Genomic DNA, 21,244 nt, shown 5'->3' on the forward strand with positions numbered 1-21,244 from the left:
TTCTAGTAGACGTAGGCGATAATCTGGCCACCGATGCCCTGTTCGCGGGCCTCGTAGTGGCTCATGACGCCGTGGCTCGTCGTGACGATGAGCGCACCGTAATCACGGGCAGGGAGGAACTGCTTCTCCCATCGCTCGAAGTCGTCAGCACCCGCGGAGTACCGCGGTTTGACGGCGCCACACTTGTTGATTGCGCCTTTCAGTTCGACCTCGAACTTACCGGCCTTGCCGTCGTCGACGAATTCGAAGCCGTCGACGTACCCGCGGTCGTAGAAGACCTCGAGGACGGAGCCGATGATGTTCGAGGCGGGCTGGATCTCGTGGGACAGGTGTCCGACGCTCTCGGCGTTGTTCACACCGGAAAGCGCGCTACTGAGTGGGTCGTTGTCAGCCATGACTTATCGGTACTTCTTGAATCCCATATCGCGGGCAATCTCTCGGAAGCACTGTCGGCACAGGTTGATGTCGTACTTGCCGACAAGTCCCTGTTTTCGACCGCAACGCCGGCACTCGTTCTCCTGGCCGGTGCGGCGGGATGCGTGCTCGCCCGTCTGTTCTGTTTCGCTATCGCTCATTCTTCAACCTCCACGTCGAACGTGGATTCGATGAACGCGACGGCGTCCTCGACGGTCATCCGGTGGGAAGACGGAATCTGGCGAGAGCGCTTGTCGCGCTTCTTCACACGGTATCCGGGGCGGACGAGGTTGACCGTCACGTCCAGGCCGTAGATACCGATCTGCGGGTCGTACTCCTGACTCGGGAATTCGGTGTGTTCTTCGACACCGAAGCCGAAGTTCCCCGTCTCGTCGAACGACGAGTACGAGAGGTCTGCGATGGGGAGTGCGGTCTCGAGGAACTCGACGGCGGTGTCACCACGGAGGGTGACCTTCGCACCGACGGGTTCGCCTCGGCGGACACCGAAGTCCTGCGAGGCACGGCCGGAGACCGTTCGAACGCTCTCTTGGCCCGTGATCTCTTCGAGGATGTCCTCGGCTTTCGCGAGTTCGCGACCACCTTCGCCGACGCCCATGTGGACGACGACCTTCTCGATACGCGGGTCGCGCATCGCGTGGAATTCAGCCTCGCTCATTCGTCATCACCCGTGAAGTTCTCGTCGATGACGACGACGTACTGTTCGATGGTCTCGAACTCGCCGTCTTCGGTCTCGACGACAACGGAGTTGTTTCCGCTGCCCTTGGTCGTGATGATCTCGGTGACTTCACCGATTTCGCCGGCGTGGGTGCCAGCGACGGCGGTCACGAGTGCACCTTCCTCGTAGGGGAAGTGGACGACGACCTCTTTCGTCTCGTTGTCAACGACGATGGAGTCCTTGTTGTCGTACTCCGAGGCGTCGTCGACGACGAGGTTCGAGCCGTCGTGAAGGGTCAGCTGGAACTTGCCACCGCTGACCTGCGTCTTGCGGACGATCTTACCGAGTCGGCTGGATGCCGAGTCGGCGTCGACTGGCGTGAGTGCGAGACGGCCTCCCTCGTCGGGGAAGACACGGTAGTATTCGTCACGCTCGGTGAACGCCAGGATGTCGAACATCCCGATGGGACGGCGAACGTCGGAAGCCGGGTCGCCGTTGACCAGAACACTCTGGTTGTTGAGGGCGTACTTGGCCTCCTTCTTCGAGTCCACGTAGCCGAGCACGTCGCGCAGGACGATGAGCAGGGGAACCCCTGCTTCGCCGTGCGGGCCGGCACCGGCTTTGACCGTGAACGTGCCTGTCTTGCGCTCGACCGGCCAGGACTTCGGTACGGACAGTCGCTTCTGGTGTCGAGTCATTCGTTATCCTCCTTGAGTCGGGCCTCGCGCACGTCGTCTTCGAGGTCCAGTTCCGTCACGCGGACGTTACTGGCCTGAAGGGGTCGTGGGACCTCCTCACCGTCGGCTTTGGCCACAGTGACGCCTTCGACGTAGATGACGGCGTCCTTGAGGTCGACCTCGGTGACTTCGCCATCTTCGCCGGCGAAGTCGCCACGGAGTACCTCCACGGTGTCGCCCACGTTGACGCGGACGTTCCGGGTGTCGTACTCCTCGCGGAGGTCGGCCGACAGCGGTGCGCGGACCTGCTTTTGCCGCTCGTGGAGCGGCGCATTGCGAACTTCGTTTCGCTGTTTGCGCGGTTGTCGGGTCATACTATACAATCATCGTAGCCGTCGATGCGATACTCCCGAAGCGCTCGGCCACTTCACGCGCAACAGGACCTTTGATCTCGGTCCCGCGAGGCTCTTCCATCTCGTCGATGATGACGGCGGCGTTGTCCTCGAACTTCACGCGCGTCCCGTCCGGCCGGCGGATGGATTTCCGCTGTCGGACGATGACGGCTTCGAGCACCTGGCGGCGCATCTCGGGAGTCCCTTTGGTGACCGAGACGGTCACCTTGTCCCCGATGCCTGCCTTGGGGTGGCGGTTCTTCGTGCCGGAGTAACCCGCGACGCTGATAATCTTCAGTTCACGAGCACCGGTGTTGTCGGCGCACGTGACCAGCGAGCCACGAGCAACGCCTTTGGTGATGTCTGCTTTGAGCGCTTCCATCACTCGTCACCCCCGATGATCTCAACCACAACGTGTGATTTGGTCTTCGAGAGCGGGCGTGTCTCCGCAATTGTTACTTCGTCACCGACAGCGACGTGGTCGAGCACGCCCGGCACGTGTGCCGGAATGCGCGAACGTCGCTTCATGTAGCGGTCGTACTTCGGAACGAATACGTCGTACTCCCGCTCGACGATGACGGTCTTTGCCATGTCCGTCGAGACGACTTTGCCCTCCAGGGTCTGACCCCGGACGGAGAGCGAGCCGTAGAACGGACATTTATCGTAGTCGTAAGCCTCCGAGTCGTCGGGTTCCGGAGGCATTGGAACGTCAAGTCCTATCGCCATTTCGAGTCACCTGTAGTTTCGGTGCGTAGGGCGGGTCGTGAGAGCAGTTGTGAGCCATCCACCGTAACGTAGGCCACGCCCTCGCAATTCCCGGTGTGGGAAGCGGCCGATGATGAGTCGGCGCGCCGACCAGACTGACTGGCATCTAATCCGCCAGTAGTATCCGATCGAAGTTTGGACGTGGTCCCCGACGCCTTCGCAGCGCCGGCGGCTTCATCTGTGCTCGGAATTGCAAATTCGAAGGTCGCCCCTCGTTTCGGCACCTGCCGCACCCGAGTCCCGTCGTCGACCATCAAAGTGCGCATCGTCTCGACGACGATACGCCCGGCTATCCCGACCAAGTCGGGGTTCGCCGCCTCGACGACCTCTACAGAGAGGCCGTTGAGTTCGTGTCGCGTGAGGGTCTCGGGTGTCAGTGGCATTTATTCTTCGTCGAGGTCGCCTTCTTCGCCCTGAATCGTCTTGATTCGGGCGATGGTCTTCTTCAGTTCAGAGACGCGCCCCGGGTTGTCCGGTGCGCCACCCGCGGCCTGAACGGCCTTGGCGTTGAGCAGTTCGGTCTCGAGCTCTTCGAGCTCGGCGACGCGCTCTGCGGGCGTCATGTCGCGAATCTCTTCGGTGTAGAGGATCGCCATTTATTCTTCCTCCGTCTCGTCTTCGTCTTCCATCTCGGCGACGAGGTCGGCCGCCTCTTCGGCGACGTCTTCGTCGAGTTCTTCCTCGACGGCTTCCTCGTCGTCGTCGTCGGCCGCTTCGTCCTCGACGACTTCTTCGTCGTCGATGACTTCTTCGACGGCTTCCTCGACGACTTCCTCGTCGACGGCTTCCGTCTCGGGCTCTGCTTCGACGTCCTCGGCGACGTCCGGAATCTCTTCCGGTTCCTCTTCGAGGAGGTCTTCGACGCTCTCGGTCTCTTCGATCTGTTCGACCGCTTCGGGCTGGGCGTCTTCCTCGACTTCGAAGTCGTCGGGGAGGCGCGCACCCGGCGGGATGATCTTGACCGTGACGCCGATGGTACCGAGCTTCATGACTGCGACGCCCTGACCCTCGTCGACGATTTCCTGTGCGGGTTCACCGTTGTGCTTGATGTAGCCACGGTTGAACTTCTCCACGCGCGAGCGAGCGCCCGTGACCTTCCCGGAGAGGACGATTTCGGCACCGAGGGCGCCGGCGTCCATGATACGGTCGATGGTCGTGTGGCCCGCTTTACGGAAGTACCAACCACGTTCGAGTGCGTTGGCGAGGCGGTCGGCGACGATCCGGGCGTTGAGGTCCGGTTCGTCGACTTCCTGCACGTCGATCTGGGGGTCGTCGAGGTTGAATCGCTCTTCGAGTTCGCGAGTCACCTTACGGATGTTCTTGCCACCCTTCCCGATGACCATCCCGGGCTTCTCGGCCTTGAGCACGATCTGCGTACCCATGGGCGTCTTCGCGACGTCCATGCCGCCGTAGCCGGCGCGGCCGAGTTCTTCGGCGAAGAACTCGTCGATCTGGGACCGCTGCAGTCCGTTCTCGATGAATTGGTGTTCGTCAGCCATTATTCCTCGACCTCTTCGATGATGAGTTCGACGTCACAGATTGGGGTGTTCCACGGGTCTGCCCGGCCGAAGGCGCGGGGCTTGCGACCCTGACGTTCGCCGACCTTGTGGGCGGCGAGGTGTTTAATCTCCATGGCTGGTCCGTCGAATCCCTGTTCGGTCGCGTTGTTGCGGACGTTCTCGAGGAGTTCGAGGAACGCCTTGGACGCTTTCTCAGGGTATCGTCCTGCGTCCCAGCCCTCGATGTCGCTTCGGTGACCGACACCAGAGTTGTGCTGCTTGAACGGGACCGAGCGCTCGCCGTCGATGACGGCTTCGAGGTACTCCTCGGCGTCGGCGACGGTCATCCCCTTGATGGCGCGGGAGATGGCCTTACTGTGCTTGAGGCTGATGGGCCGGTCCCGGAGCATACCTTTGGCCGTGGAGTCCGGGTCGGCCTCGACGCTGTAATTGATTCCCATGGTTTTACTTGAGCGGCACGAACTTCGAGGACCGGGTCGCGCCGATACCGGCCTGACCGTGGGTCACTGACGAACGGGTCAGCTGGAACTCGCCAAGGTAGTGTCCGATCATCTCGGGCTGAACCTTGACGCGCTCGAATTCCTGACCGTTGTACACAGCGAAGGTGAGACCGACGAATTCGGGGAGAATCGGCATGTCACGCAGGTGCGTTCGCACTGGTGCGTTCGCCGTCTCCTCTTCCGTCTTGTCTTCGACCTTCGCGAGCAGTTTCTCGTGCTCGGTCGACAGGCCACGGGTGATGGTTCGCCGCTGACGAGCGGGGAGCAGTTCCGCGACTTCGTCGAGCTCCATATCCTGCAGCTCTTCGAGCGTGTAGCCACGGTAGGTGAACTCACCTTCGCGGCCGGTACGGTATTGCGTGCTCATGATTACTTACCTCCCTTGCCACCGCGACCGGTGCGCTTGGAGGCGATGTCACCGACCTTCCGTCCCGGCGGGGCGTTCCGCGAGACGGACTTCGGCTGACCGGGGTGCTGACGGCCACCGCCACCGAACGGGTGGTCGACGGCGTTCATTGCAACACCACGAACGCGCGGCCACTTGATACCGCGCGCTTTCATCTTGTGGTACTTCTTCCCTGCCTTGACGAACGGCTTCTCCGTGCGGCCGCCACCGGCGACGACGCCGATGGTGGCACGGCACTCGGGGTTGAGGCGCTTGACCTCACCCGATGGCAGCTTCACGACGGCGACCTTACGGTCGTGCGAGAGGAGCTGCGCGCTGACACCGGAGGCGCGGGCGAACTTCCCGCCGTCGCCGGGCTGACGCTCGACGTTACAGACGGGGACACCTTCGGGAATCTCGGCGAGCGGCAGCGTGTTGCCGGGCTTGATTTCGGCGGAGACGCCGATCTGAAGCTCTTCGCCGACGGTGACTCCCTCGGGCGCGAGAATCATGCGCTGTTCGTCCTCGAACTCGACGAGGGCGATGGGCGCACTGCGGGCGGGGTCGTGCTCGATGCCGACGACCGTACCCGAGATAGTGTCTTTCTTCTCGGACTTCTTGTGCGACAGTTCGGCCTTGTAGCGGTGCGACGGTGCCCGGAAGGTGGACGAACCGCGACCACGACGCTGGCCCTGAATTCGGCGTCCCATGGTTAGAACACCCCAATTCGCGACGCGATTTCCTGCGCGTCGTCGTCCTCAGAGAGACGAACAGTTGCTTTCTTCTTACCTTTCATCGTGACCTGTGTGTTGATCTTCTCGACGGTCACGTCGTACCGCGACTCGACTTCGTCCGAAATCTCGGACTTGGTCGCGTCGACGTGGACGATGAACTGGAGCTTGTTCTGGAAGTCCATCTGGTTCATCGCTTTCTCGGTGACCAGCGGGTGCTCGATGATGCTCATCGTTCTGCGACCTCCTCGAGAGCGCTTTCGGTGAAGAGCGTGAGGCGACCGGCGTGCGTACCGGGCGCGAGGTCCTCGGCGGAGACGTTCGCCGCGGTGGCGACGTCGACACCGGCGAGGTTACGAGCAGCCTTCGAGGGCTCCTCAGCCGTCACGAAGAGGATGGACTTCGGACGGGTGTACTTGCGGCCACGGAGCTTCCCTTGGCCGGCCTTCACCTTCTTGTTGTCCTCAGAGCGCTCGATGTCGGCGTAGACGCCGAGGGACTGCAGGAGGTCGACGACCTCCTTCGTCTTGACGAGGTCCTCGAAGTCGTCGGAAACGACGAGCGGGAGTTCGAGGTCGTCGTCGAACTGGTGACCGCGCTCGCGGACGATTTCGGGGTTCGCCGTGGCGGCGAGTGCCGAGCGGACGGCGAGTTTGCGCTCTTTGGTGTTGATCTCCTTCCCCTGGTCCTTCTCGGCCTTCGGCGGGTGTGCGCGACGACCGGAGACGGCGTGCGGGACACGTCGGGCCACACCGTTCTGGCGTGGGTCGTGCGACATGCCGCGACCGCTTCCCATGGACTCTGCCGGCGTTCGCATGCCAGCGTAGGGGTCGGAACCGTACGGCTGTTTTCGGTTTGCCTGAGCAGCGATGACAGCGCGCTTGATGAGGTCCGGACGGTAAGCCGTCTCGAAGACCTCGGGCAGGTCGATGCTGCCTGCGTCGTCACCGTTCAGGTCTCGGATAGTTGCCTGCATGGTTTAACCCTGGTTCGATGCGGTAGAGACGAAGCGCACCTCGGGGTCGAGGCGCGGCTGGTCGTTCGGCCGGACGGCCGGGCGGAACCGCAGAAGACGCTTGTTGGGGCCCGGGAGCGAGCCCTTGACGAGCGCGTAGTTGCCGTCGACCTCACCGTAGTTGACGAAGCCACCGTCGACGGAGGCGTCGTCACCCTCACCGAGGTCGATGAGGCGCTTGTTGAGCTCGGTGCGCTGGTGGTAACCAGTCTGACCGAGCTGCGGAACCGTCGAGCGAACGCGGGACGGGTTCCACGGGCCGAGGTTGCCAATACGGCGTCTCCAGCCCTGACGGGCGTGCTTGCCCTTCCGCTTCTGGACGCCCCATCGCTTGACGGGACCCTGCGTACCCTTACCCTTCGTGACACCGGCGACGTCGAGGTACTCGCCAGCGCGGAACACGTCGGACATGTCGTGTTCGCCACCCTCGGCAATCAGGTCGAGGGCGAAGTCGGCACGCTCCACGAGGGAGCCACCGCCGACGCGAGTCTCCATCACGTCGGGCTTCTTCTTCGGGACGTTCTTGAGTTCAGACGGGACCGTGTGCGTGATGACACGAAGGTCGTCGACTTCGCCGGCCTCGACGGCCTCGCGAAGCGCTTCGGCGTCTTCTTCGAACGTATCTTCTGCCGGGAGGTTGAGGACGCGGTCGAGTTCGTCGTGGAACTCGTTCGTCCAGACCTCGGTCTTCGGCTTCATACCGTACGACGTCTGCTCGTAGGCGCGAAGAGCGACAGCACGCATCGGTGGCGTCTCGACGACGGTCACCGGCACTGCTTCCTCCATACCCTCTCGGGGGGAGTCCGCTTCGTCGTTGACCATCATGACGTGGGTCATGCCGGCTTTGTAGCCAGCGAATCCCTGCAGTGCAGGGGAGCCATCGTCACTTGGCCACGACTTGATGCGCGGGACCTCTTTGGTCACACGCTTGCGTGGGCTGAAGCCCATCGAGCCTTTTCGTGGTCTGCTTGGTTGTGGCATGTATTCACTCCGTGAGTGTCAGGGAGGCGAGTGACGCGAACATCGCTTCTTCAGTTCGCACCACGTCGCTGCCCTGTCGCGGAATCGTATTGAGCCAGAGGTCGAACCCCGGACCACCGGAAGGTTCGACGTCTGCAACATCCTCGGGAGACATCCCGAGCATGTCCGGAAGCCCACGGCCCGGTGAACCGAAGACGACGGTCGTACCGTCGGCGTCGGCGATGCGGGCAGTCAGTTCTCCCAGACGGGGGACTGACAGCGGCTCGCCATAGCGAGACGTGGCGATTCGCACGCCCGCATCTGGCCTGCCGAGTGCTTCCGTGAGGTCCATGCGGGATACGTCGAAGCCCGGAAGGGGCTCGTCGACGATCCTCGCACGGACCGGTTCTCGCGAAGAGATCCTGACAGCGACGCGCTCTCCCTCTGTGAGGTTCATCCCCGGAGGGACGAACAGGGAGATCGGGTGTTGCATTCCGCAATTGACCCGAACGCGGTCGTCAGGTCCGACCTCGGTCACGATTCCTTCTCGCAACGCAGGCAACTCGTCGGAGTCGCCCGCGGTCGTAGACGAGACGAGAACGGGAGGCAGAATCCCAGCGTACCGGAGTTCGTCACGCTTGCCCCACACTTCCTTCCGGAGGTATGGGGGTGTCGCAGCGTACCGAAGTACGGTTTCGACGAACTCGCCGCCCCACCTGGTTTCGCCATCTTCGTCGGAGAAGATGACGAGTTCGTTCGCCCGGAAGACCGCCGCCGCGCGGGCGACGTAGCCGAGTTTGCGAGTTGCCTCGCGTTGGTCTTCGGCTTCCCGGACGAGTGAGGTCGGCACGAGTACGCTGAGTTTCATGCCGGATTCATCCTCGTATCGTCTAGACTGTGGCGTTTCTACCGGGGGCCTACCTAAAAGAGTAGCGAATCCAATCTGGGGTGATAGAGGCTCCCACGCACCAGTTTGTGGAGGATTGACGAACGACGTGTGTGAGTGAATTACACGGTTTTCGACAGGTCCCGAGAACCGAATCTCACGTGGTAGCAGGTGCCGCGCTGTCACCCGATTTCTCCCCCGTTTCGCAAGTCTTATTTATCAACCCGGCATTATCCTGAAACGCAGCAAGCGCCACGATACACGCGGAATGCGCTGGTAGTGTAGTGGTATCACGTGACCTTGCCATGGTCACAACCTGGGTTCAAATCCCAGCCAGCGCACTTCCACCTCATGCGTCGGTAGTGTAGTGGTATCACGTGACCTTGCCATGGTCACAACCTGGGTTCAAATCCCAGCCGACGCACTTCTCCACCGAACCTACCTTCCGAGCGACCGCTGTGCGTGTCGCTCGGACTGTGAGTTGTGAATGCGACACTCTGGGATTTGAACTAGCGAGCGAACGAAGTGAGCGAGTGAAGTTCACAATCCCAGCCGACGCACTTTCTGAACGGAACCAAACGAGGAGTCGATAGACTCCGAGTTTCTGTGGAGTGAGGAAACCGCCTCGACTCGGTTCAATCCCGTCACACCGGTCACTCACTTCGTTCGTTCCCGGGAGTTCCTGAGTCCCCCTCACTCGGTTCGCGGGACTCCCAGCCGACGCACTTCGGACGAACCTCCCGTCTGAACGAACTTCGTGAGCGAGAGACACCGCCGGTCCAGTGACTGTCTTTCCGAAAAATGGTTCCACGAGTAAATTTAAGTCAACATTTTTACATGTGTCCGACGTGCGTCTCGGTATGGCAACAACCGAAGCGGTCGAGATAACGGATTGGAACTTCGAACGAGGGACCGACGGAAACGTGGTCGCCGTCGTGCAACTGCGGAATACCGGTGACGGCGACGAAAAACGGACCGTCAAGGCTGTCGCGAAGTCGGGAGACAAACGACAAGAGAAGACCGAACAGGCCGTCGTCTCGCCGGGCCTCCCGAAGACCGTCAAGATACCGTTCGAGATTACTCACGAACAGTTCCGGAAGAGTGGTGACCTCACCGTCGACCTCGAGTAAGCGCCCTTCCCACGACTCGAATTTTCACACGAGAGTGTCGACGAAGACGTAGTTGAATGACTCCCGCGCGTCGCACACGTGCGAGAGAAGAAATTAATACCCGAGCGTATCGACCGTCTCGATTCGTTCGATACCGTCGAGTTCACAGAGTGCTGCTACGTCGGGTTCGGCGAGGACGACCACGACGCCGCCGAACTGGAGTTCCTTCTCTATCGACCCGCCGAGGGACGCGACGTGGTCGTCGAGGACGACTCTGGCGTCGTCGTCCACGGGTTCGACCCGGAGTTCCGCCGTCTCGTCGTCGAATGGGTCGTCACGCATCCGTCGGACGGGGTGAGAGAGGTACATACTCGCTGGTCGATTGCGAGCGGGAAAACCGTCGCGGTCGGAGCCGAAGATGGGCACTCGCGGCGTCGGGGGTCAGTCCTCGGTGTAGTAGAACAGCGCTTCGCGTGCCGCCCCACAGTCCGGGCAGGACGTCGGGAAGGCGGTCAGTGTGCCGACCTCGCCGCAGTCGTCGCACTGCCAGACGAGGTGTGCTTCGCCGAAGTGGTGGTGACCCATGGTTCGGTTTTCCACGACGACGGGTGGCAAGACGGCCCGAGACGCGGTGGTCGAACTCGTCTCGACAGTCTCCCACGTCGTGTGGTCGCCTTCGAGCGGTCGTGTCGGGTGTGCGGGTGTCTTGATGGCCATACAGGACGTACGGTCGCAGAACACATAATCCACGTAGTCAGTCATCTTGACTGTCTGGCCACGACGACCATCTGAACTCTAACCGAACCGGTCCCTCCGGGAGGAATCGACTGACGTCGCTATCGACGACGACCTTCTCGGGACCCGGAATCCGTATCGTCTCGTCCCCGACGCTGATGCTGATGTCTTCGTCCGGGTTTGCCGCGACGAGAGCATCTACTTGGTCGATAGCCCGTACCACCTCTCGTCTGGTCGTCCGGGCGGCCTGTGAGTCGAGTGGGATACCACCGAGGAGTGGGCGGACGTTCACGTCGCGAGAACGATTCGAGAGCACGGCGTTCACCGTCGCGCCGAAGAGGATGACGAGACCACTGAAGTACAACCACGTCAGGAGGACGAGGATACCGGCGACGACACTCGACTCGGGTGACCGACTGCTGAAGTGGATGTAGAGTCGGAAGAGCGACCCGAAGGCGGTCAACCCGACGGCGGCGACGAGTGTTCCGGGGACGACTTCGAGGTACGACACGTCCACGTCGGGGAAGATGTAGTACATCGGGTAGAACGTCGCGAAGAGGAGCAAGACGAGCACACCTCGGTAGACGACCCATCCGACGCTTCCGACGAGGTGCGGGAGCGACGATTCGAGGATACCGCCGGCGACGAGGGCGAGCGAAACGGTGACGAGGACGATGATGCCATCTCTGAGTTGGTCGGCGAACGTGTTGGCCGCCTCCGACTCGTAGATGTCCGAGAAGGCAGTGTCGAGGCCGCGGAAGATGCGAAGCGTCCCCCACAGGAGGACGAGGACACCGACGAGTGAGAGACTCGTGAGGCGACTCGTCGCCTCCAGTTCGGCGATGATGATGTCACCCGCACCCGGCGTCAGGGCGGTTTGGATGAGGACGATGACACTCTGTCGGAGGTCGGCACTCCCGATAATCGATATCGCGGCGAGCACGAGGAGAAACAGTGGGAGAAGCGAGACGAACGCCCCGTAAGCGATGCTTCCCGCCATGAAGGTGAGTCGCTCGGCGCGCGCTTCGTGGAAGATTGCCCGCGTGAGAGTGAGCGCACGCGAGACCCGTGGATTCATGGAATCCGATACGTCGTCGGGAGAGAAAAAGGCCGACTTGAAAATCGACTGCCCGGGACTACCGCTTCGAGGTGAAGAGTCCGACTGCGATACCGAAGACGGCACCCGTCGCCGTCCACTCTGTCGAGTACCCGACGGCCCCACCAATCGCCGACCCGAGGACGACTCCGATGAGAATCGTCGCCACGAAGACGAGTACCAGTCGAGTTAGTCCACTGCGAGACATACAGGAATCTATGACTGTCAGGCAGAAAGCCTCGTCGGTTCGAAAACTGACGTGTTAGCCGCTCAACACCTTGTTTTACTGTCTTGCACTGCGGAGTCTACAGTATGACAGTCATCGCGATGTTGAGTGTCGCACCGGTCGTCGAAGGGAGCATGTCCAGCGAAGTCGCCAAGGCGGTCGCCGCCCTCGACGACTTCGACGTGTCGTACGAGACCAACCCGATGGGGACGGTCATCGAAGCGGACGACATCGACGAACTCCTCGCCGCGGTTGGTGCGGCGCACAAAGCGGTCGACGGCGACCGAGTGAGCACGTTCCTGAAGGTCGACGACAAACGGACCAGCGACCAGCGTGCTGCGGACAAAGTTTCGGCGGTCGAAAAACACCTCGGACGCCCCGCCAAGCGCGACGCCGAGTGAGTCGCGTCCGACTCTCGTCCTGCTTGCTCGCCCACTCGTCTCACCCACTTCGAGACACGTCCACGCACGTCGGAGAGCGTCCGACTGACAAACCCTTTAGCCGAAGGCGCGTAATCGCCGCGCATGGAAAGCATCAATCGAATGGCCATCGAACTGGTGGACGAAGCGCTCGACTTCGCCGACGAACTCGGCATCGAGGGCTACGAACTCGACTCCGGTGCGACGGTCATCGACTTCGGCGTCGACGCCGACGGCGGTGTCGAAGCGGGGATGCTCCTCGCCGAAATTCAGACCGCCGGCCTCGCGACGGTCCAGACACGGATGGGTGACGTGGCGGGCACGCCGCGCCCCGTGGTCGAACTGTCGACGGACCGTCCCGCACTCGCCCTGCTCTGTTCGCAGAAGGCAGGGTGGGAACTCGTCTTCGACGACTACGACGGACTCGGGTCCGGGCCCGCGCGCGCCCTCGTCGGCGAAGAAGAGGAGTTCCACCACCTCGGGTACTACGACGAGTTCGACCTGACGGCCCTCACCGTCGAGAGCATCGACCTCCCGACCGACGAGGTTGCAGAGCACGTCGCCGACATGTGTGGTGTCGAACCCAGCGCCGTCTTCCTGCCGACGTACGCCACTGGGTCACTCGCGGGGAGCGTCACGGGTGCGGCCCGTGCGGCCGAACTCGCCGTGTTCAACCTGTTCGAAGCGGGCTACGAACCGGCCAGTATCGTCTCGGCCACCGGGTCGGCACCACTCGCCCCGGTCAGTTACGACGAGAGCGTCGCCATGAGTCGAACGAACGACGCCGTCGCCTACGGCGGGAGGGTCCACCTCACCGTCGCCGAGGACTTCGACGACTTCGACCAGGCTATCTCGACTGCCGGCGACGAGTACGGCGTCCCGTTCGAAGACGTGTTCGACGACGCCGAGTGGGACTTCGACGAGGTCGACCCCGGCGTGTTCGGCCCCGCACAGGCCACTATCGACGTTATCGACGGCCCCACCTACACGCTCGGTGAGACAGACGAAGAGGTCCTCGCCGAGTCGTTCGGACTGTGAGGCGAAAGCCGGTCCCACCCGCACCGGACAAACTGGACCGCCTCTGGGAGGCACACCGCGCCGTTCCGTTGATTCCGGGGTCCGAGGACGACTGCTGTGGCCGCCTCGCGACGCGGTTAGACGTGACGCCGGACGAAGGCCGCGATTGGCTGGTGTTCTGTCAGTCGCTCGGACTCGCCCGCGAGACGAGTCGCGGGTTCGAGCGCATCCGCGACGAGCAGACGGTCGACGACCTCGGAGAGGCGTTCGTCGCCCACGTCTTCGGTGCTGAAGAGGTTCTCGACGCCCTCGACGAGGACCCACAGTCGGTCGCCGCCGTCTTCGACGCGTTCGAACCGACGGTCCCGAACTGGGAACGGCACCGCGACCCGAACGGGTGGGAGACACGCTGGCGTGGCCGTGTGTCTGACTTGCTGGACTGGGCGGTGCTGTTCGGACTCGCGGGGCGAAAAGAAGGCGGATACGTCGCTGTCGAAGGCTAAGCGGGCTTACTCGACGCTCGTCACGGTCCCGACGCCTTTCGACCGTCCCTCGCGGAAGACGAACCGCTGTCCTTCTTCGACGAAGTACGGCCGGAACTTGAACTCGACGCGGGTCTTCCCTGTGTCTCCGGGGAGGAGTTGCCCACCCTCGGGGTGGAAGATAGCCGCCTCGGAGACGGTTTCGAGGTGGACGACCGGTTCGTAGCCCTCGCGGATACGCGTCGGGTGGTTGAGGACCATCACCTCCGCTTCGAACTCACGGACAGCGGTCGGTTCGGCGTCAGCCGGGAGCAACACCATCCCGCGTTCGACTGCCGACTCACGGACGCCTTTGAGGGCGATGCCGACGATGCGCCCGGCGTTCGCTCTGTCGACACGGTGGTAGTGCATCTCAATGGAGCGGACTTCGACCGCTCGGAACGACCCGTCTGCCATCGGGCCCAAGAGGAGAGAGTCGCCCGCTTCGACTGCACCGGAGTTGACGGTTCCGGAGGCGACTGCGCCGACACCGGTGACCGAGTACGTCCGGTCGATGTACATCTTGAAGTCGCCCTCTGCGGCGCTTCGCTTCGGGAGCGACTCGAACATGTGGTCGAGTTCCTCGATACCCGCCATCTCGACGGCGCTCGTCAGGACGATTGGGACGACGGATTCGCTAATCTCGTCGACAGCGGCCTCGACGCCGTGGCGTTCGACGCTGAGCGGGGTTCGGCCGACGTTACGGAGTAGTCGCTCGACATCGCGTTCGACGTCGTCGAGTCGTTCTTCGGAGACGGCGTCCGCCTTCGTGATGGCGACTATCGTCGGCAGTTCCATGGCGAGGAGGATACCGAGGTGTTCTCGGGTCGTCCGCGTCGGCCCGTCGTCGGCGGCGACGACGAGGAGACCGTAATCGAGTCGCTGCCCGACGAGGCCGCGAATCGTCGTCCGAAGCCACGGTTCGTGGCCGACGGTATCGACGAACGAGACCAGTCGGTCGGCCTCCTGAACGATGTGCGCCCGATCGGACTTACGGTGCGGATTTCGCATGTGGACCGGGCCGTCGTCGGCGAACCCGTAGACTGCGTACGAGAGGTCGGCAGAGAGGCCGCGTTCGACTTCGTGCGGTTGCACGTCGAGGAACGACCGCGTCCCGCCGTTTCCGTCGTCCGCTTGGCCGGTCACGAGCGACCCCACGAGCGTGGACTTTCCGTGGTCGACGTGGCCGGCGGTACCGACGACGATGTGGTCGTCGTCCACGTCGAGCATCGCCCCCTCGCGGATGGTCGCGACGCCGACGAGACCACGTTCGGCGCTCTCGCCGACGCCCCACGTCTCGACGTCTTCGATGTGGGCACCCGCCTCTTCGGCGAGTAAGGAGAGGACGTCCATCGTCTCGGAGAAGTCGTCCGGCGAGATGCCGGCGATTCCGCCGTCGTCGGTGACGCCGACAACGTACGTCGCGACTCCGTCACCGGAGAGCACTCTGTGTCGGAGTTGGGCCGCGAGCGACTCCATCCGACCATCTGCCAAATGAACGGCACGAGTGAGGCGTTCTTTGAACTCGACGTTGCCGCCTTCTTCCTCACCGCGCTCGAGGGCCTCGTTCAGGAGAGCCCGGTCAGCGCTCATGGGCGGCCGTAGGAAACCAACCGTGAAAACGCTTTCCGCGGTAGTGGTTACCATGTTAATATCACTCAACAGAGACGACAGACTCCTCAGTGGGCTATCTGGGCGTCACGAGACACGCCGAATCGCGTGGCGTTCAGACTGAGGTCACTCCGACAGGCGCTCGTAGGCCCGCGTGACGCGCTTGAACGCCTCTTCGTCCCCTGTCTTCGAGTCTGGGTGCGTCTCTTTGACGCGTTCTCGGTACGCCTGCTTTACATCCGCGGCGGTGGCGTCGGCGTCGAGTCCGAGGGTTCGGAGTGCCTCTTGCTTGCTCACGGCGTTTTTGGGCGGGCGTACCCGCTGGTATTCACGCCGCCGGCGATTCTGCCCACCACCGTCTCCAAAGCGCCCTGCTCCCGGTCCCTGCCGTGGGTCGCCGCGGGGGCCTGCACCGAATCCACCGGTCGTTTGGCGACTCGCCCGCCGCCGTTCCGACTGGAACCCCACGCGGCCAGTGCTCGCTCGGGCACGGGTTCGGCGGAATCGTTCCTCTAACCGCCCGCTGACGTGGGAGTACATGAAGTACGTCGTCGCGCCGAACGGGACGGCGACGAACAGGATGAGTAACTGGCGGTACGCGAAGGCCAGCACGACGAGGAGCATGGTGATGCCCGCGAACACCGCAGCGAGGCCCATGACGAGTCGGTCCCGGTCCACGAACGTACTATGGCGCGCACCCCAGTAAACGTCTCGCTGGTGTGGGTGCGGGCCTCCGCGGACCGCGGTGGTTCGACACGTCCCGCACAGTCACGGGAAACGGTGATACGGCCGGTCCACGTTGCCACAGATATGAGTGACTCGGCGACCGACGACAGAGACGATGGGTTCGTGTGTGACGTGTGCGGTCGGACGTTCGACACGAGAGCGGAACGACTCGAACACCTTCGCTCGGAAGGACTCGTCGACTGAGTCCGCGAGAAGTCGACAGCGAACGTCCTTCAGCGGAACTGGTTGAGACGGGTCTTGAGTCGTTTTGCCGCTTGCCCGGCGGCCTTGTCGAAGTGTTCGTCTTGGCCCTCGCCGGCGAAGATGATGCCGCGCGACGAGTTCACGAGGCCGACGCCGTCGGCGAGGCCGAACTCGACTGCCGCTTCCGCGTCGCCACCCTGTGCGCCGACGCCGGGGACGAGGAACGGCAGGTCGGGAACCTGTTCGCGGATGTGTTCTAACTCGTCGGGACCCGTCGCGCCGACGACGAGGCCGACGTTCCCGTGTTCGTTCCAGAGGTCACAGAGCGCCGCGACGCGTTCGTAGAGCGGTTCGCCCGACGCGAGTTCGAGCGACTGGAGGTCTGACCCGCCGGGGTTCGAGGTTCGACAGAGGACGAACACACCCTTGTCTTCCCGGTCGAGGAACGGTTGGATGGAGTCGCGGCCCATGTAGGGATTGACGGTGATGGCGTCCGCGTAATCGAGTATCTCGGAGTATTTTCGGGTCGTGTTGCCGATGTCGGCGCGCTTGGCGTCGAGGAGGACGGGGACGCCTTTCCCGTGTGCGTAGGCGATGGTCTCGCGGAGCGAACGCCACCCGTCGGCATCTTCGTAGAACGCCGCGTTCGGCTTGTAGGCCGCCGCGTGCTCGTGGGTCGCGTCGATGATGCGTCGATTGAACGCCCACCGCGGGAGGTCCTTGTCGAGGAGGTGTTCGGGGATGCGGTCGATGTCGGCGTCGAGGCCGACCGAGACGACGCTGTTCACCTTCTCGATGCGGTCGTGGAGGTCGTCGAAGAAGCCCATTGCCCGCGAGTGCGACGACCGGGAGTAAGGGGTTTTCCCTTCGGGACGGCCGAAGTCAGTCGTCCGCTACAATCCCGCTTCGAAGAAGAACACCACCGCGTCGGTACTCACAATCAGTGAGATGTACGCGAGCGCCGGCACGAAGAGCGACCGAGTTCGTTCGTGGGCGTAAGCGGCGATACCGAGGACGAGAGCGTGCGAGAGGACGAACAGTGCGACGGCAACCGACCCGATTGTGACGAGTTCGGACCCGATGACGACGACGACGAATCCGAGGGCGGGGACGTAACAGAGCACACGTGTCCAGTCACGTGTCGTGCGCACGGAGACAGTCAGCGCGACACCGAGCAGAAGCAGGAACACCGCGGCGGCGGCGAGTCGGCCGACGTTGGGAACGAAGACCAGTCCGCGGTTCACGTTCACGAGCACGAACACCGTCGTCACCGTCGTCGCGGCGATAGCCACTCGGTCGGTTGCGACGCGCCGAAAGCTCGACTGGACGAAGACGTGCGAGACGAGTACGAGGACGGGGACACCGACGACGAGTTCCAACCCGGTGAGTGGGAACACCGCCGCGAGGGTCGCATCAGCACCGTACCCAGTCTTCGTGAGCGACCCGTACGTGACGCCCGTGACGGAACCAACCAGTTTCGTCGCACCGACGAGGACCGCAGGACCGAGTACGGTGAGAGCGATGACTCCGGCGTCACTGGCCGATGGACCGGTCGATGGAACGTCGATGTCACGGACGCTGGTGTACACACTGGCGTACACCGTGAGGCCGGCGAGTAGGATGCCACCGGTGACGAGACTGCCGACGAGGATACCCCCGCGTCGAAGGAGCGGCTGTGCCACTCCCGAGGCGGTCGTGTCGACGAAGAACTGCCAGAGAGCCACGCCCAGAAGCGCGGCCACGACGAACCCAGCCTCGACGGCGAGCGAGGCGCTCGATTCGGCGGAGGAATTGACAGATGACCTGAACGACATGGTTCTCGTTCAGATGGCTGTGATATGAATCTACGGTCACACCGGCCGTTCGACCGTCCACAACACCGCCGACCCGACGAGGAGGACCCCGCCGAACGCGGCGAGCGCACCGGTCGGAGAAACCGCGTCTGCAACGACGCCACCGGCGAGTTCGAACGGGACGACAGCGAGCGAGTAGAGCATTCCGGCGGCCGAAAGGACCGTCGCGCGGCCGACGGAATCGACCCGGTCGTTGACGTACTGGTTCCCGAGGACGACAGACGAGTTCGTGACGGCGCGCGCGACGATGAACGCGGGGAAGGCAAGCGGGCCGAACAGCGGGAGCGACCCGAAGGCGAGTGCGACGAGGACGGGTGCGACGAGGAACCACCGACGAATCCCGATTCGGTCACGAATCCACCCGGCACGGTAACTCGCGGCGGCGGCAGCGAGCGAGAAGACGGCGTAGGAGGCGCTCACCGCCGTATTCGTCGCAGATTCGGGAACGCCCAGACCGAGTGCCACGTCGCGGACGATTGGCTGGTCGAAGATGTACGCCATGTTGACGACGCCGAACAGGAGCGCGAAGTAGACCACGAACCCCCGGAGGGGTGGGCGCGTCAACTTCTCGCGGATGACGCGAACGGCTTTCTTCGGGGTGAACCCGTCTCCATCGCTCCCCGTCTCCGGGACCGAGAGGAGAATCGGAATCCCGAGAGCCGTGATGGCCGCCGTCGCGAAGAACGGAACCGAGTAGTTCGTCGCATCGGCGATGACACCGCCTGCGAGCGTGGTCACCGCGCCGATAGCGAGGCCGACGCCGGTCGCTCTCCCGCGAACGTTCGCAAACTCCTGTGTCTCGTCGGTCTCACCGAGCAAGTCGTAGAGCCACGCGTCGTCGCTCCCGGACCGAAAAGTCTGACCGACTGCCCACGTGCCGTAGACGACAGCGAACTGGAGAAACGTGGACGAGAGGCCCATCGCCACTGTCGAGACGGCGATGATTGCCGTTCCGAGCGCCATCGCCGAGCGACGGCCGAGTCGGTCGCCGACGTATCCCGTCGGAATCTCGCTGGCGACGAGGGCAAGCCACCAGACGCTGTTGAGTGCGCCGACCTCGGCGAACGAGAGACCGCGTGACCGGACGAACAGAATCCAGATTGCGGCCGTAAAGGAGACGAACTCGGTCGTCTTGTAGGCGTAGTATTTCGCGACTGGAGAGCGGAGACCCGTCTGCATTCAGTCGCGTGCCTCGAAGACGACACGTCCGTCGACGATGGTCATCGCGACGCCGATGTCGCGAATTGACTCCGACTCCCACGGCGACTCGTCGAGGACGACGAAGTCGGCAGCGTACCCCGGTGCGATAGTGCCCAGTCGGTCTTCGTCGAACCCGGCGTAGGCCCCGCCCGAGGTGTAGGCCCGGAGCGCTTCGGTCACAGTGAGCGACTGCTCGGGGTTCGGGTGGTCGGTGGCGAGGTCGATGCCGAGGAGTGGTCCGAGCGGCATGCAGTCACTACCGAACGCGAGGTTCACACCGGCGTCGAGGAGGTCACGGTAGCGGTTCGTCTGGAGGCGTCGGTCCCCGAGTCGCGCGTCGTAGAGGCCGTCTTCGCCGGCCCACTTCAGGAAGTTCGGTTGGACGGAGGCGACGACGCCTGTGTCAGCGAATCGGTCGAGTGCTTCGTCGGAGGCGAGTTCGACGTGTTCGACACGGTGGCGAGCAGTGCCGGGGTCGGCCGTCTCCGCGTAGGCGTCGAGGACGGTGTCGATTGCGTCGTCGCCGATGGCGTGCGCCGTGAGTTGGTAGCCCGCGTCGTCTGCCTCGGCGACGAGTTCGTGGAGTTCGTCTGGTGCGACGACCCACTGTCCAGTCTCGTCGGGGGCGTCTGCGTACGGTTCAGTGACTTTCGCGGTTCGCCCGCCGAAACTACCGTCAGTGAACGTCTTGATGGCACCAGTCTGGACGAGTCCGTCACCGTGGTTCGTCCGAAGGCCGACTTCGTGGAGAGACGCGAAGTGGTCAGACCAGTAGTTGATTCGGACTCGAAGGTCCAACTCGCCTGCCTCGGCGAGGTCACGATAGACCTCGGGCGCGCGAGACCCACGGACCATGTCGTGGACGCCGGTGACGCCGCGGGCGGTAGCGTACTCCTGTGCGGCGCGGACGAGTCTGGTCATCTCGTCTCGGTCCGGTTCGGTCGCGTCCCAGAGTACGTCGACCGCCTCTTCGACGATGACGCCCGTCGGTTCTCCGTCTTCGTCGTCACTGTCAGTCTGGACGCCTTCGGCGGCCATCCGGTCGCCGTACCGGTCGAGGACGACTGAGTTCACGCCGGCAGTGTGGAGGTCTTCGCGGAAGGCGACGACAGGAGCGGTTTCGGAGACTGAGTCGAGGTCGTCGCGAGTGAGGTAGCGCGACTCGTCCCACGTGCTTTCGTCGTAGCCGAATCCGAGAACCCACGCTCCGTCGTCCACTTCCGATGCGCGGTCTTCGAGCAGTGAGACCGCATCGGCGACCGAGTCCGCCTTCGAGAGGTCGGCGTGGACGAGCGACCGGCCGACCATCGGGAGATGCGTGTGGGCGTCGACGAATCCGGGGAGGACGACTCGGCCGTCGCAATCGATAACCCGCGTCTCGACGCCGACGAGCAGTTCCACGTCGAACGCACGGCCGACACGGACGATTTCACCGCCGCGGATAGCGACCGCTTCGTGCGTCTCGTCCGGTGATTCGAGCGTGTGTACCGCCGCGTTCGTCAGTACGAGGTCCGCTGCCGCAGTCATACCTTCGACCCCGACGCGGGAGGCCAAAATCGTTCGGGATGGGGAGGGACCGGCCGGGTCGCTCGAAGAACCGGAAACC

31 protein-coding genes and 2 tRNA genes are annotated in these 21,244 nt (G+C 63.3%); 6 read left to right on the forward strand and 27 right to left on the reverse strand.

Annotated elements, in window-relative coordinates; genetic code table 11:
* Positions 1–2: 2 nt before the first annotated feature.
* The 17 genes from GJR96_RS09595 to GJR96_RS09675 are packed head-to-tail and all read right to left on the reverse strand — an operon-like array spanning position 3 to position 8,903.
* On the reverse strand, positions 3–395 hold the full coding sequence (locus GJR96_RS09595; RefSeq protein ID WP_058571914.1) for a 30S ribosomal protein S8: 393 nt from the start codon (positions 393–395) through the stop codon (positions 3–5).
* A 3-nt stretch (positions 396–398) separates the two neighbouring features.
* Positions 399–575, reverse strand: a complete 177-nt coding sequence (locus tag GJR96_RS09600; RefSeq protein ID WP_058571915.1) for a 30S ribosomal protein S14 — start codon at positions 573–575, stop codon at positions 399–401.
* On the reverse strand, positions 572–1,090 hold the full coding sequence (locus GJR96_RS09605) for a 50S ribosomal protein L5 (RefSeq protein WP_058571916.1): 519 nt from the start codon (positions 1,088–1,090) through the stop codon (positions 572–574). Before GJR96_RS09605 ends, GJR96_RS09600 begins: the two co-directional genes overlap by 4 nt.
* On the reverse strand, positions 1,087–1,788 hold the full coding sequence (locus GJR96_RS09610) for a 30S ribosomal protein S4e (protein WP_151162735.1): 702 nt from the start codon (positions 1,786–1,788) through the stop codon (positions 1,087–1,089). The genes GJR96_RS09605 and GJR96_RS09610 overlap by 4 nt, the downstream gene beginning before the upstream one ends.
* Entirely contained in the window at positions 1,785–2,141 is a 357-nt protein-coding gene (gene rplX / locus GJR96_RS09615) for a 50S ribosomal protein L24 (RefSeq protein ID WP_058571918.1), read from the reverse strand. The genes GJR96_RS09610 and rplX overlap by 4 nt, the downstream gene beginning before the upstream one ends.
* Before the next feature lies 1 nt (position 2,142).
* A complete protein-coding gene (locus tag GJR96_RS09620; protein WP_004042597.1) occupies positions 2,143–2,541 on the reverse strand; it encodes a 50S ribosomal protein L14 in 399 nt (132 codons plus the stop codon).
* A complete protein-coding gene (locus GJR96_RS09625; protein WP_151162736.1) occupies positions 2,541–2,885 on the reverse strand; it encodes a 30S ribosomal protein S17 in 345 nt (114 codons plus the stop codon). The genes GJR96_RS09620 and GJR96_RS09625 overlap by 1 nt, the downstream gene beginning before the upstream one ends.
* Complete coding sequence (locus GJR96_RS09630) at positions 2,876–3,307, reverse strand: ribonuclease P protein component 1 (RefSeq protein ID WP_058571920.1); 432 nt, start codon at positions 3,305–3,307, stop codon at positions 2,876–2,878. Before GJR96_RS09630 ends, GJR96_RS09625 begins: the two co-directional genes overlap by 10 nt.
* On the reverse strand, positions 3,308–3,520 hold the full coding sequence (gene rpmC, locus GJR96_RS09635) for a 50S ribosomal protein L29 (RefSeq protein ID WP_058571921.1): 213 nt from the start codon (positions 3,518–3,520) through the stop codon (positions 3,308–3,310).
* Positions 3,521–4,423 (reverse strand): 30S ribosomal protein S3, encoded by a 903-nt coding sequence (locus GJR96_RS09640; RefSeq protein WP_151162737.1) that lies wholly within the window; start codon positions 4,421–4,423, stop codon positions 3,521–3,523.
* Positions 4,423–4,884 (reverse strand): 50S ribosomal protein L22, encoded by a 462-nt coding sequence (locus GJR96_RS09645; protein WP_151162738.1) that lies wholly within the window; start codon positions 4,882–4,884, stop codon positions 4,423–4,425. The genes GJR96_RS09640 and GJR96_RS09645 overlap by 1 nt, the downstream gene beginning before the upstream one ends.
* A 4-nt stretch (positions 4,885–4,888) precedes the next feature.
* Positions 4,889–5,311 carry a 30S ribosomal protein S19 gene (locus tag GJR96_RS09650; RefSeq protein ID WP_058571928.1) on the reverse strand — a complete coding sequence of 141 codons (423 nt, stop codon included), beginning with the start codon at positions 5,309–5,311 and terminating at the stop codon, positions 4,889–4,891.
* 2 nt (positions 5,312–5,313) lie between these two features.
* Entirely contained in the window at positions 5,314–6,039 is a 726-nt protein-coding gene (locus tag GJR96_RS09655; RefSeq protein ID WP_151162739.1) for a 50S ribosomal protein L2, read from the reverse strand.
* A 2-nt stretch (positions 6,040–6,041) separates the two neighbouring features.
* Positions 6,042–6,293 carry a 50S ribosomal protein L23 gene (locus GJR96_RS09660; RefSeq protein WP_058571930.1) on the reverse strand — a complete coding sequence of 84 codons (252 nt, stop codon included), beginning with the start codon at positions 6,291–6,293 and terminating at the stop codon, positions 6,042–6,044.
* Positions 6,290–7,036, reverse strand: a complete 747-nt coding sequence (rpl4p, locus tag GJR96_RS09665; protein ID WP_151162740.1) for a 50S ribosomal protein L4 — start codon at positions 7,034–7,036, stop codon at positions 6,290–6,292. The genes GJR96_RS09660 and rpl4p overlap by 4 nt, the downstream gene beginning before the upstream one ends.
* A gap of 3 nt (positions 7,037–7,039) precedes the next feature.
* Positions 7,040–8,056 (reverse strand): 50S ribosomal protein L3, encoded by a 1,017-nt coding sequence (locus tag GJR96_RS09670; RefSeq protein ID WP_151162741.1) that lies wholly within the window; start codon positions 8,054–8,056, stop codon positions 7,040–7,042.
* 4 nt (positions 8,057–8,060) lie between these two features.
* Positions 8,061–8,903, reverse strand: a complete 843-nt coding sequence (locus GJR96_RS09675) for a putative RNA uridine N3 methyltransferase (protein ID WP_151162742.1) — start codon at positions 8,901–8,903, stop codon at positions 8,061–8,063.
* Between the two features lie 288 nt (positions 8,904–9,191).
* Between GJR96_RS09675 and GJR96_RS09680 the strand changes: the two genes are divergently transcribed.
* From GJR96_RS09680 to GJR96_RS09690, 3 genes are all read left to right on the forward strand, one after another.
* Positions 9,192–9,262 (forward strand) — tRNA-Gly (locus GJR96_RS09680).
* Between the two features lie 12 nt (positions 9,263–9,274).
* Positions 9,275–9,345: transfer RNA gene (locus GJR96_RS09685), tRNA-Gly, on the forward strand.
* 436 nt (positions 9,346–9,781) lie between these two features.
* A complete protein-coding gene (locus GJR96_RS09690; RefSeq protein ID WP_151162743.1) occupies positions 9,782–10,051 on the forward strand; it encodes a hypothetical protein in 270 nt (89 codons plus the stop codon).
* 93 nt (positions 10,052–10,144) lie between these two features.
* Here GJR96_RS09690 and GJR96_RS09695 read toward each other — a convergent pair whose 3' ends face one another.
* The 4 genes from GJR96_RS09695 to GJR96_RS18110 all read right to left on the reverse strand — a co-directional run bounded on the left by GJR96_RS09695 (position 10,145) and on the right by GJR96_RS18110 (position 12,069).
* Complete coding sequence (locus GJR96_RS09695; RefSeq protein ID WP_151162744.1) at positions 10,145–10,399, reverse strand: hypothetical protein; 255 nt, start codon at positions 10,397–10,399, stop codon at positions 10,145–10,147.
* A gap of 72 nt (positions 10,400–10,471) precedes the next feature.
* Positions 10,472–10,747, reverse strand: coding sequence for a DUF7130 family rubredoxin-like protein (locus GJR96_RS09700; protein ID WP_151162745.1), 276 nt, complete (start codon positions 10,745–10,747; stop codon positions 10,472–10,474).
* 37 nt (positions 10,748–10,784) lie between these two features.
* Positions 10,785–11,843 carry a YihY/virulence factor BrkB family protein gene (locus tag GJR96_RS09705; protein ID WP_151162746.1) on the reverse strand — a complete coding sequence of 353 codons (1,059 nt, stop codon included), beginning with the start codon at positions 11,841–11,843 and terminating at the stop codon, positions 10,785–10,787.
* 58 nt (positions 11,844–11,901) lie between these two features.
* The gene (locus GJR96_RS18110) at positions 11,902–12,069 is read right to left on the reverse strand and encodes a hypothetical protein (protein ID WP_191965838.1); all 168 of its coding nucleotides are present in this window, start codon (positions 12,067–12,069) and stop codon (positions 11,902–11,904) included.
* Between the two features lie 104 nt (positions 12,070–12,173).
* Between GJR96_RS18110 and GJR96_RS09710 the strand changes: the two genes are divergently transcribed.
* The 3 genes from GJR96_RS09710 (at position 12,174) to GJR96_RS09720 (ending at position 14,026) form a co-directional block, all read left to right on the forward strand.
* The gene (locus tag GJR96_RS09710; protein WP_151162747.1) at positions 12,174–12,488 is read left to right on the forward strand and encodes an MTH1187 family thiamine-binding protein; all 315 of its coding nucleotides are present in this window, start codon (positions 12,174–12,176) and stop codon (positions 12,486–12,488) included.
* A 123-nt stretch (positions 12,489–12,611) separates the two neighbouring features.
* On the forward strand, positions 12,612–13,544 hold the full coding sequence (mch, locus tag GJR96_RS09715) for a methenyltetrahydromethanopterin cyclohydrolase (protein WP_151162748.1): 933 nt from the start codon (positions 12,612–12,614) through the stop codon (positions 13,542–13,544).
* The gene (locus tag GJR96_RS09720) at positions 13,541–14,026 is read left to right on the forward strand and encodes a hypothetical protein (RefSeq protein WP_151162749.1); all 486 of its coding nucleotides are present in this window, start codon (positions 13,541–13,543) and stop codon (positions 14,024–14,026) included. Before mch ends, GJR96_RS09720 begins: the two co-directional genes overlap by 4 nt.
* 6 nt (positions 14,027–14,032) lie before the next feature.
* Here the strand turns inward: GJR96_RS09720 and GJR96_RS09725 are convergent, their stop codons facing one another.
* The 6 genes from GJR96_RS09725 to GJR96_RS09750 all read right to left on the reverse strand — a co-directional run bounded on the left by GJR96_RS09725 (position 14,033) and on the right by GJR96_RS09750 (position 21,165).
* Positions 14,033–15,637 (reverse strand): GTPBP1 family GTP-binding protein, encoded by a 1,605-nt coding sequence (locus GJR96_RS09725; RefSeq protein ID WP_151162750.1) that lies wholly within the window; start codon positions 15,635–15,637, stop codon positions 14,033–14,035.
* 144 nt (positions 15,638–15,781) lie between these two features.
* Complete coding sequence (locus GJR96_RS09730; protein WP_151162751.1) at positions 15,782–16,333, reverse strand: J domain-containing protein; 552 nt, start codon at positions 16,331–16,333, stop codon at positions 15,782–15,784.
* A gap of 281 nt (positions 16,334–16,614) precedes the next feature.
* Entirely contained in the window at positions 16,615–17,412 is a 798-nt protein-coding gene (pyrF, locus tag GJR96_RS09735) for an orotidine-5'-phosphate decarboxylase (RefSeq protein ID WP_151162752.1), read from the reverse strand.
* Between the two features lie 66 nt (positions 17,413–17,478).
* A complete protein-coding gene (locus tag GJR96_RS09740; RefSeq protein ID WP_151162753.1) occupies positions 17,479–18,399 on the reverse strand; it encodes a hypothetical protein in 921 nt (306 codons plus the stop codon).
* 36 nt (positions 18,400–18,435) lie between these two features.
* Entirely contained in the window at positions 18,436–19,617 is a 1,182-nt protein-coding gene (locus GJR96_RS09745) for an MFS transporter (protein ID WP_151162754.1), read from the reverse strand.
* Complete coding sequence (locus tag GJR96_RS09750; protein ID WP_151162755.1) at positions 19,618–21,165, reverse strand: amidohydrolase; 1,548 nt, start codon at positions 21,163–21,165, stop codon at positions 19,618–19,620.
* Positions 21,166–21,244 lie beyond the last annotated feature (79 nt).

Source organism: Haloferax litoreum, assembly GCF_009674605.1.
Taxonomy (GTDB): domain Archaea; phylum Halobacteriota; class Halobacteria; order Halobacteriales; family Haloferacaceae; genus Haloferax; species Haloferax litoreum.

Bases quoted from the DNA above. Each gene is read 5' to 3' on its own strand.
- GJR96_RS09595 (WP_058571914.1), bottom strand. From the start codon at position 395: ATGGCTGACAACGACCCACTCAGTAGCGCGCTTTCCGGTGTGAACAAC.
- GJR96_RS09600 (WP_058571915.1), bottom strand. From the start codon at position 575: ATGAGCGATAGCGAAACAGAACAGACGGGCGAGCACGCATCCCGCCGC.
- GJR96_RS09605 (WP_058571916.1), bottom strand. From the start codon at position 1,090: ATGAGCGAGGCTGAATTCCACGCGATGCGCGACCCGCGTATCGAGAAG.
- GJR96_RS09610 (WP_151162735.1), bottom strand. From the start codon at position 1,788: ATGACTCGACACCAGAAGCGACTGTCCGTACCGAAGTCCTGGCCGGTC.
- rplX (WP_058571918.1), bottom strand. From the start codon at position 2,141: ATGACCCGACAACCGCGCAAACAGCGAAACGAAGTTCGCAATGCGCCG.
- GJR96_RS09620 (WP_004042597.1), bottom strand. From the start codon at position 2,541: ATGGAAGCGCTCAAAGCAGACATCACCAAAGGCGTTGCTCGTGGCTCG.
- GJR96_RS09625 (WP_151162736.1), bottom strand. From the start codon at position 2,885: ATGGCGATAGGACTTGACGTTCCAATGCCTCCGGAACCCGACGACTCG.
- GJR96_RS09630 (WP_058571920.1), bottom strand. From the start codon at position 3,307: ATGCCACTGACACCCGAGACCCTCACGCGACACGAACTCAACGGCCTC.
- rpmC (WP_058571921.1), bottom strand. From the start codon at position 3,520: ATGGCGATCCTCTACACCGAAGAGATTCGCGACATGACGCCCGCAGAG.
- GJR96_RS09640 (WP_151162737.1), bottom strand. From the start codon at position 4,423: ATGGCTGACGAACACCAATTCATCGAGAACGGACTGCAGCGGTCCCAG.
- GJR96_RS09645 (WP_151162738.1), bottom strand. From the start codon at position 4,884: ATGGGAATCAATTACAGCGTCGAGGCCGACCCGGACTCCACGGCCAAA.
- GJR96_RS09650 (WP_058571928.1), bottom strand. From the start codon at position 5,311: ATGAGCACGCAATACCGTACCGGCCGCGAAGGTGAGTTCACCTACCGT.
- GJR96_RS09655 (WP_151162739.1), bottom strand. From the start codon at position 6,039: ATGGGACGCCGAATTCAGGGCCAGCGTCGTGGTCGCGGTTCGTCCACC.
- GJR96_RS09660 (WP_058571930.1), bottom strand. From the start codon at position 6,293: ATGAGCATCATCGAGCACCCGCTGGTCACCGAGAAAGCGATGAACCAG.
- rpl4p (WP_151162740.1), bottom strand. From the start codon at position 7,036: ATGCAGGCAACTATCCGAGACCTGAACGGTGACGACGCAGGCAGCATC.
- GJR96_RS09670 (WP_151162741.1), bottom strand. From the start codon at position 8,056: ATGCCACAACCAAGCAGACCACGAAAAGGCTCGATGGGCTTCAGCCCA.
- GJR96_RS09675 (WP_151162742.1), bottom strand. From the start codon at position 8,903: ATGAAACTCAGCGTACTCGTGCCGACCTCACTCGTCCGGGAAGCCGAA.
- GJR96_RS09690 (WP_151162743.1), top strand. From the start codon at position 9,782: ATGGCAACAACCGAAGCGGTCGAGATAACGGATTGGAACTTCGAACGA.
- GJR96_RS09695 (WP_151162744.1), bottom strand. From the start codon at position 10,399: ATGTACCTCTCTCACCCCGTCCGACGGATGCGTGACGACCCATTCGAC.
- GJR96_RS09700 (WP_151162745.1), bottom strand. From the start codon at position 10,747: ATGGCCATCAAGACACCCGCACACCCGACACGACCGCTCGAAGGCGAC.
- GJR96_RS09705 (WP_151162746.1), bottom strand. From the start codon at position 11,843: ATGAATCCACGGGTCTCGCGTGCGCTCACTCTCACGCGGGCAATCTTC.
- GJR96_RS18110 (WP_191965838.1), bottom strand. From the start codon at position 12,069: ATGTCTCGCAGTGGACTAACTCGACTGGTACTCGTCTTCGTGGCGACG.
- GJR96_RS09710 (WP_151162747.1), top strand. From the start codon at position 12,174: ATGACAGTCATCGCGATGTTGAGTGTCGCACCGGTCGTCGAAGGGAGC.
- mch (WP_151162748.1), top strand. From the start codon at position 12,612: ATGGAAAGCATCAATCGAATGGCCATCGAACTGGTGGACGAAGCGCTC.
- GJR96_RS09725 (WP_151162750.1), bottom strand. From the start codon at position 15,637: ATGAGCGCTGACCGGGCTCTCCTGAACGAGGCCCTCGAGCGCGGTGAG.
- pyrF (WP_151162752.1), bottom strand. From the start codon at position 17,412: ATGGGCTTCTTCGACGACCTCCACGACCGCATCGAGAAGGTGAACAGC.
- GJR96_RS09740 (WP_151162753.1), bottom strand. From the start codon at position 18,399: ATGTCGTTCAGGTCATCTGTCAATTCCTCCGCCGAATCGAGCGCCTCG.
- GJR96_RS09745 (WP_151162754.1), bottom strand. From the start codon at position 19,617: ATGCAGACGGGTCTCCGCTCTCCAGTCGCGAAATACTACGCCTACAAG.
- GJR96_RS09750 (WP_151162755.1), bottom strand. From the start codon at position 21,165: ATGACTGCGGCAGCGGACCTCGTACTGACGAACGCGGCGGTACACACG.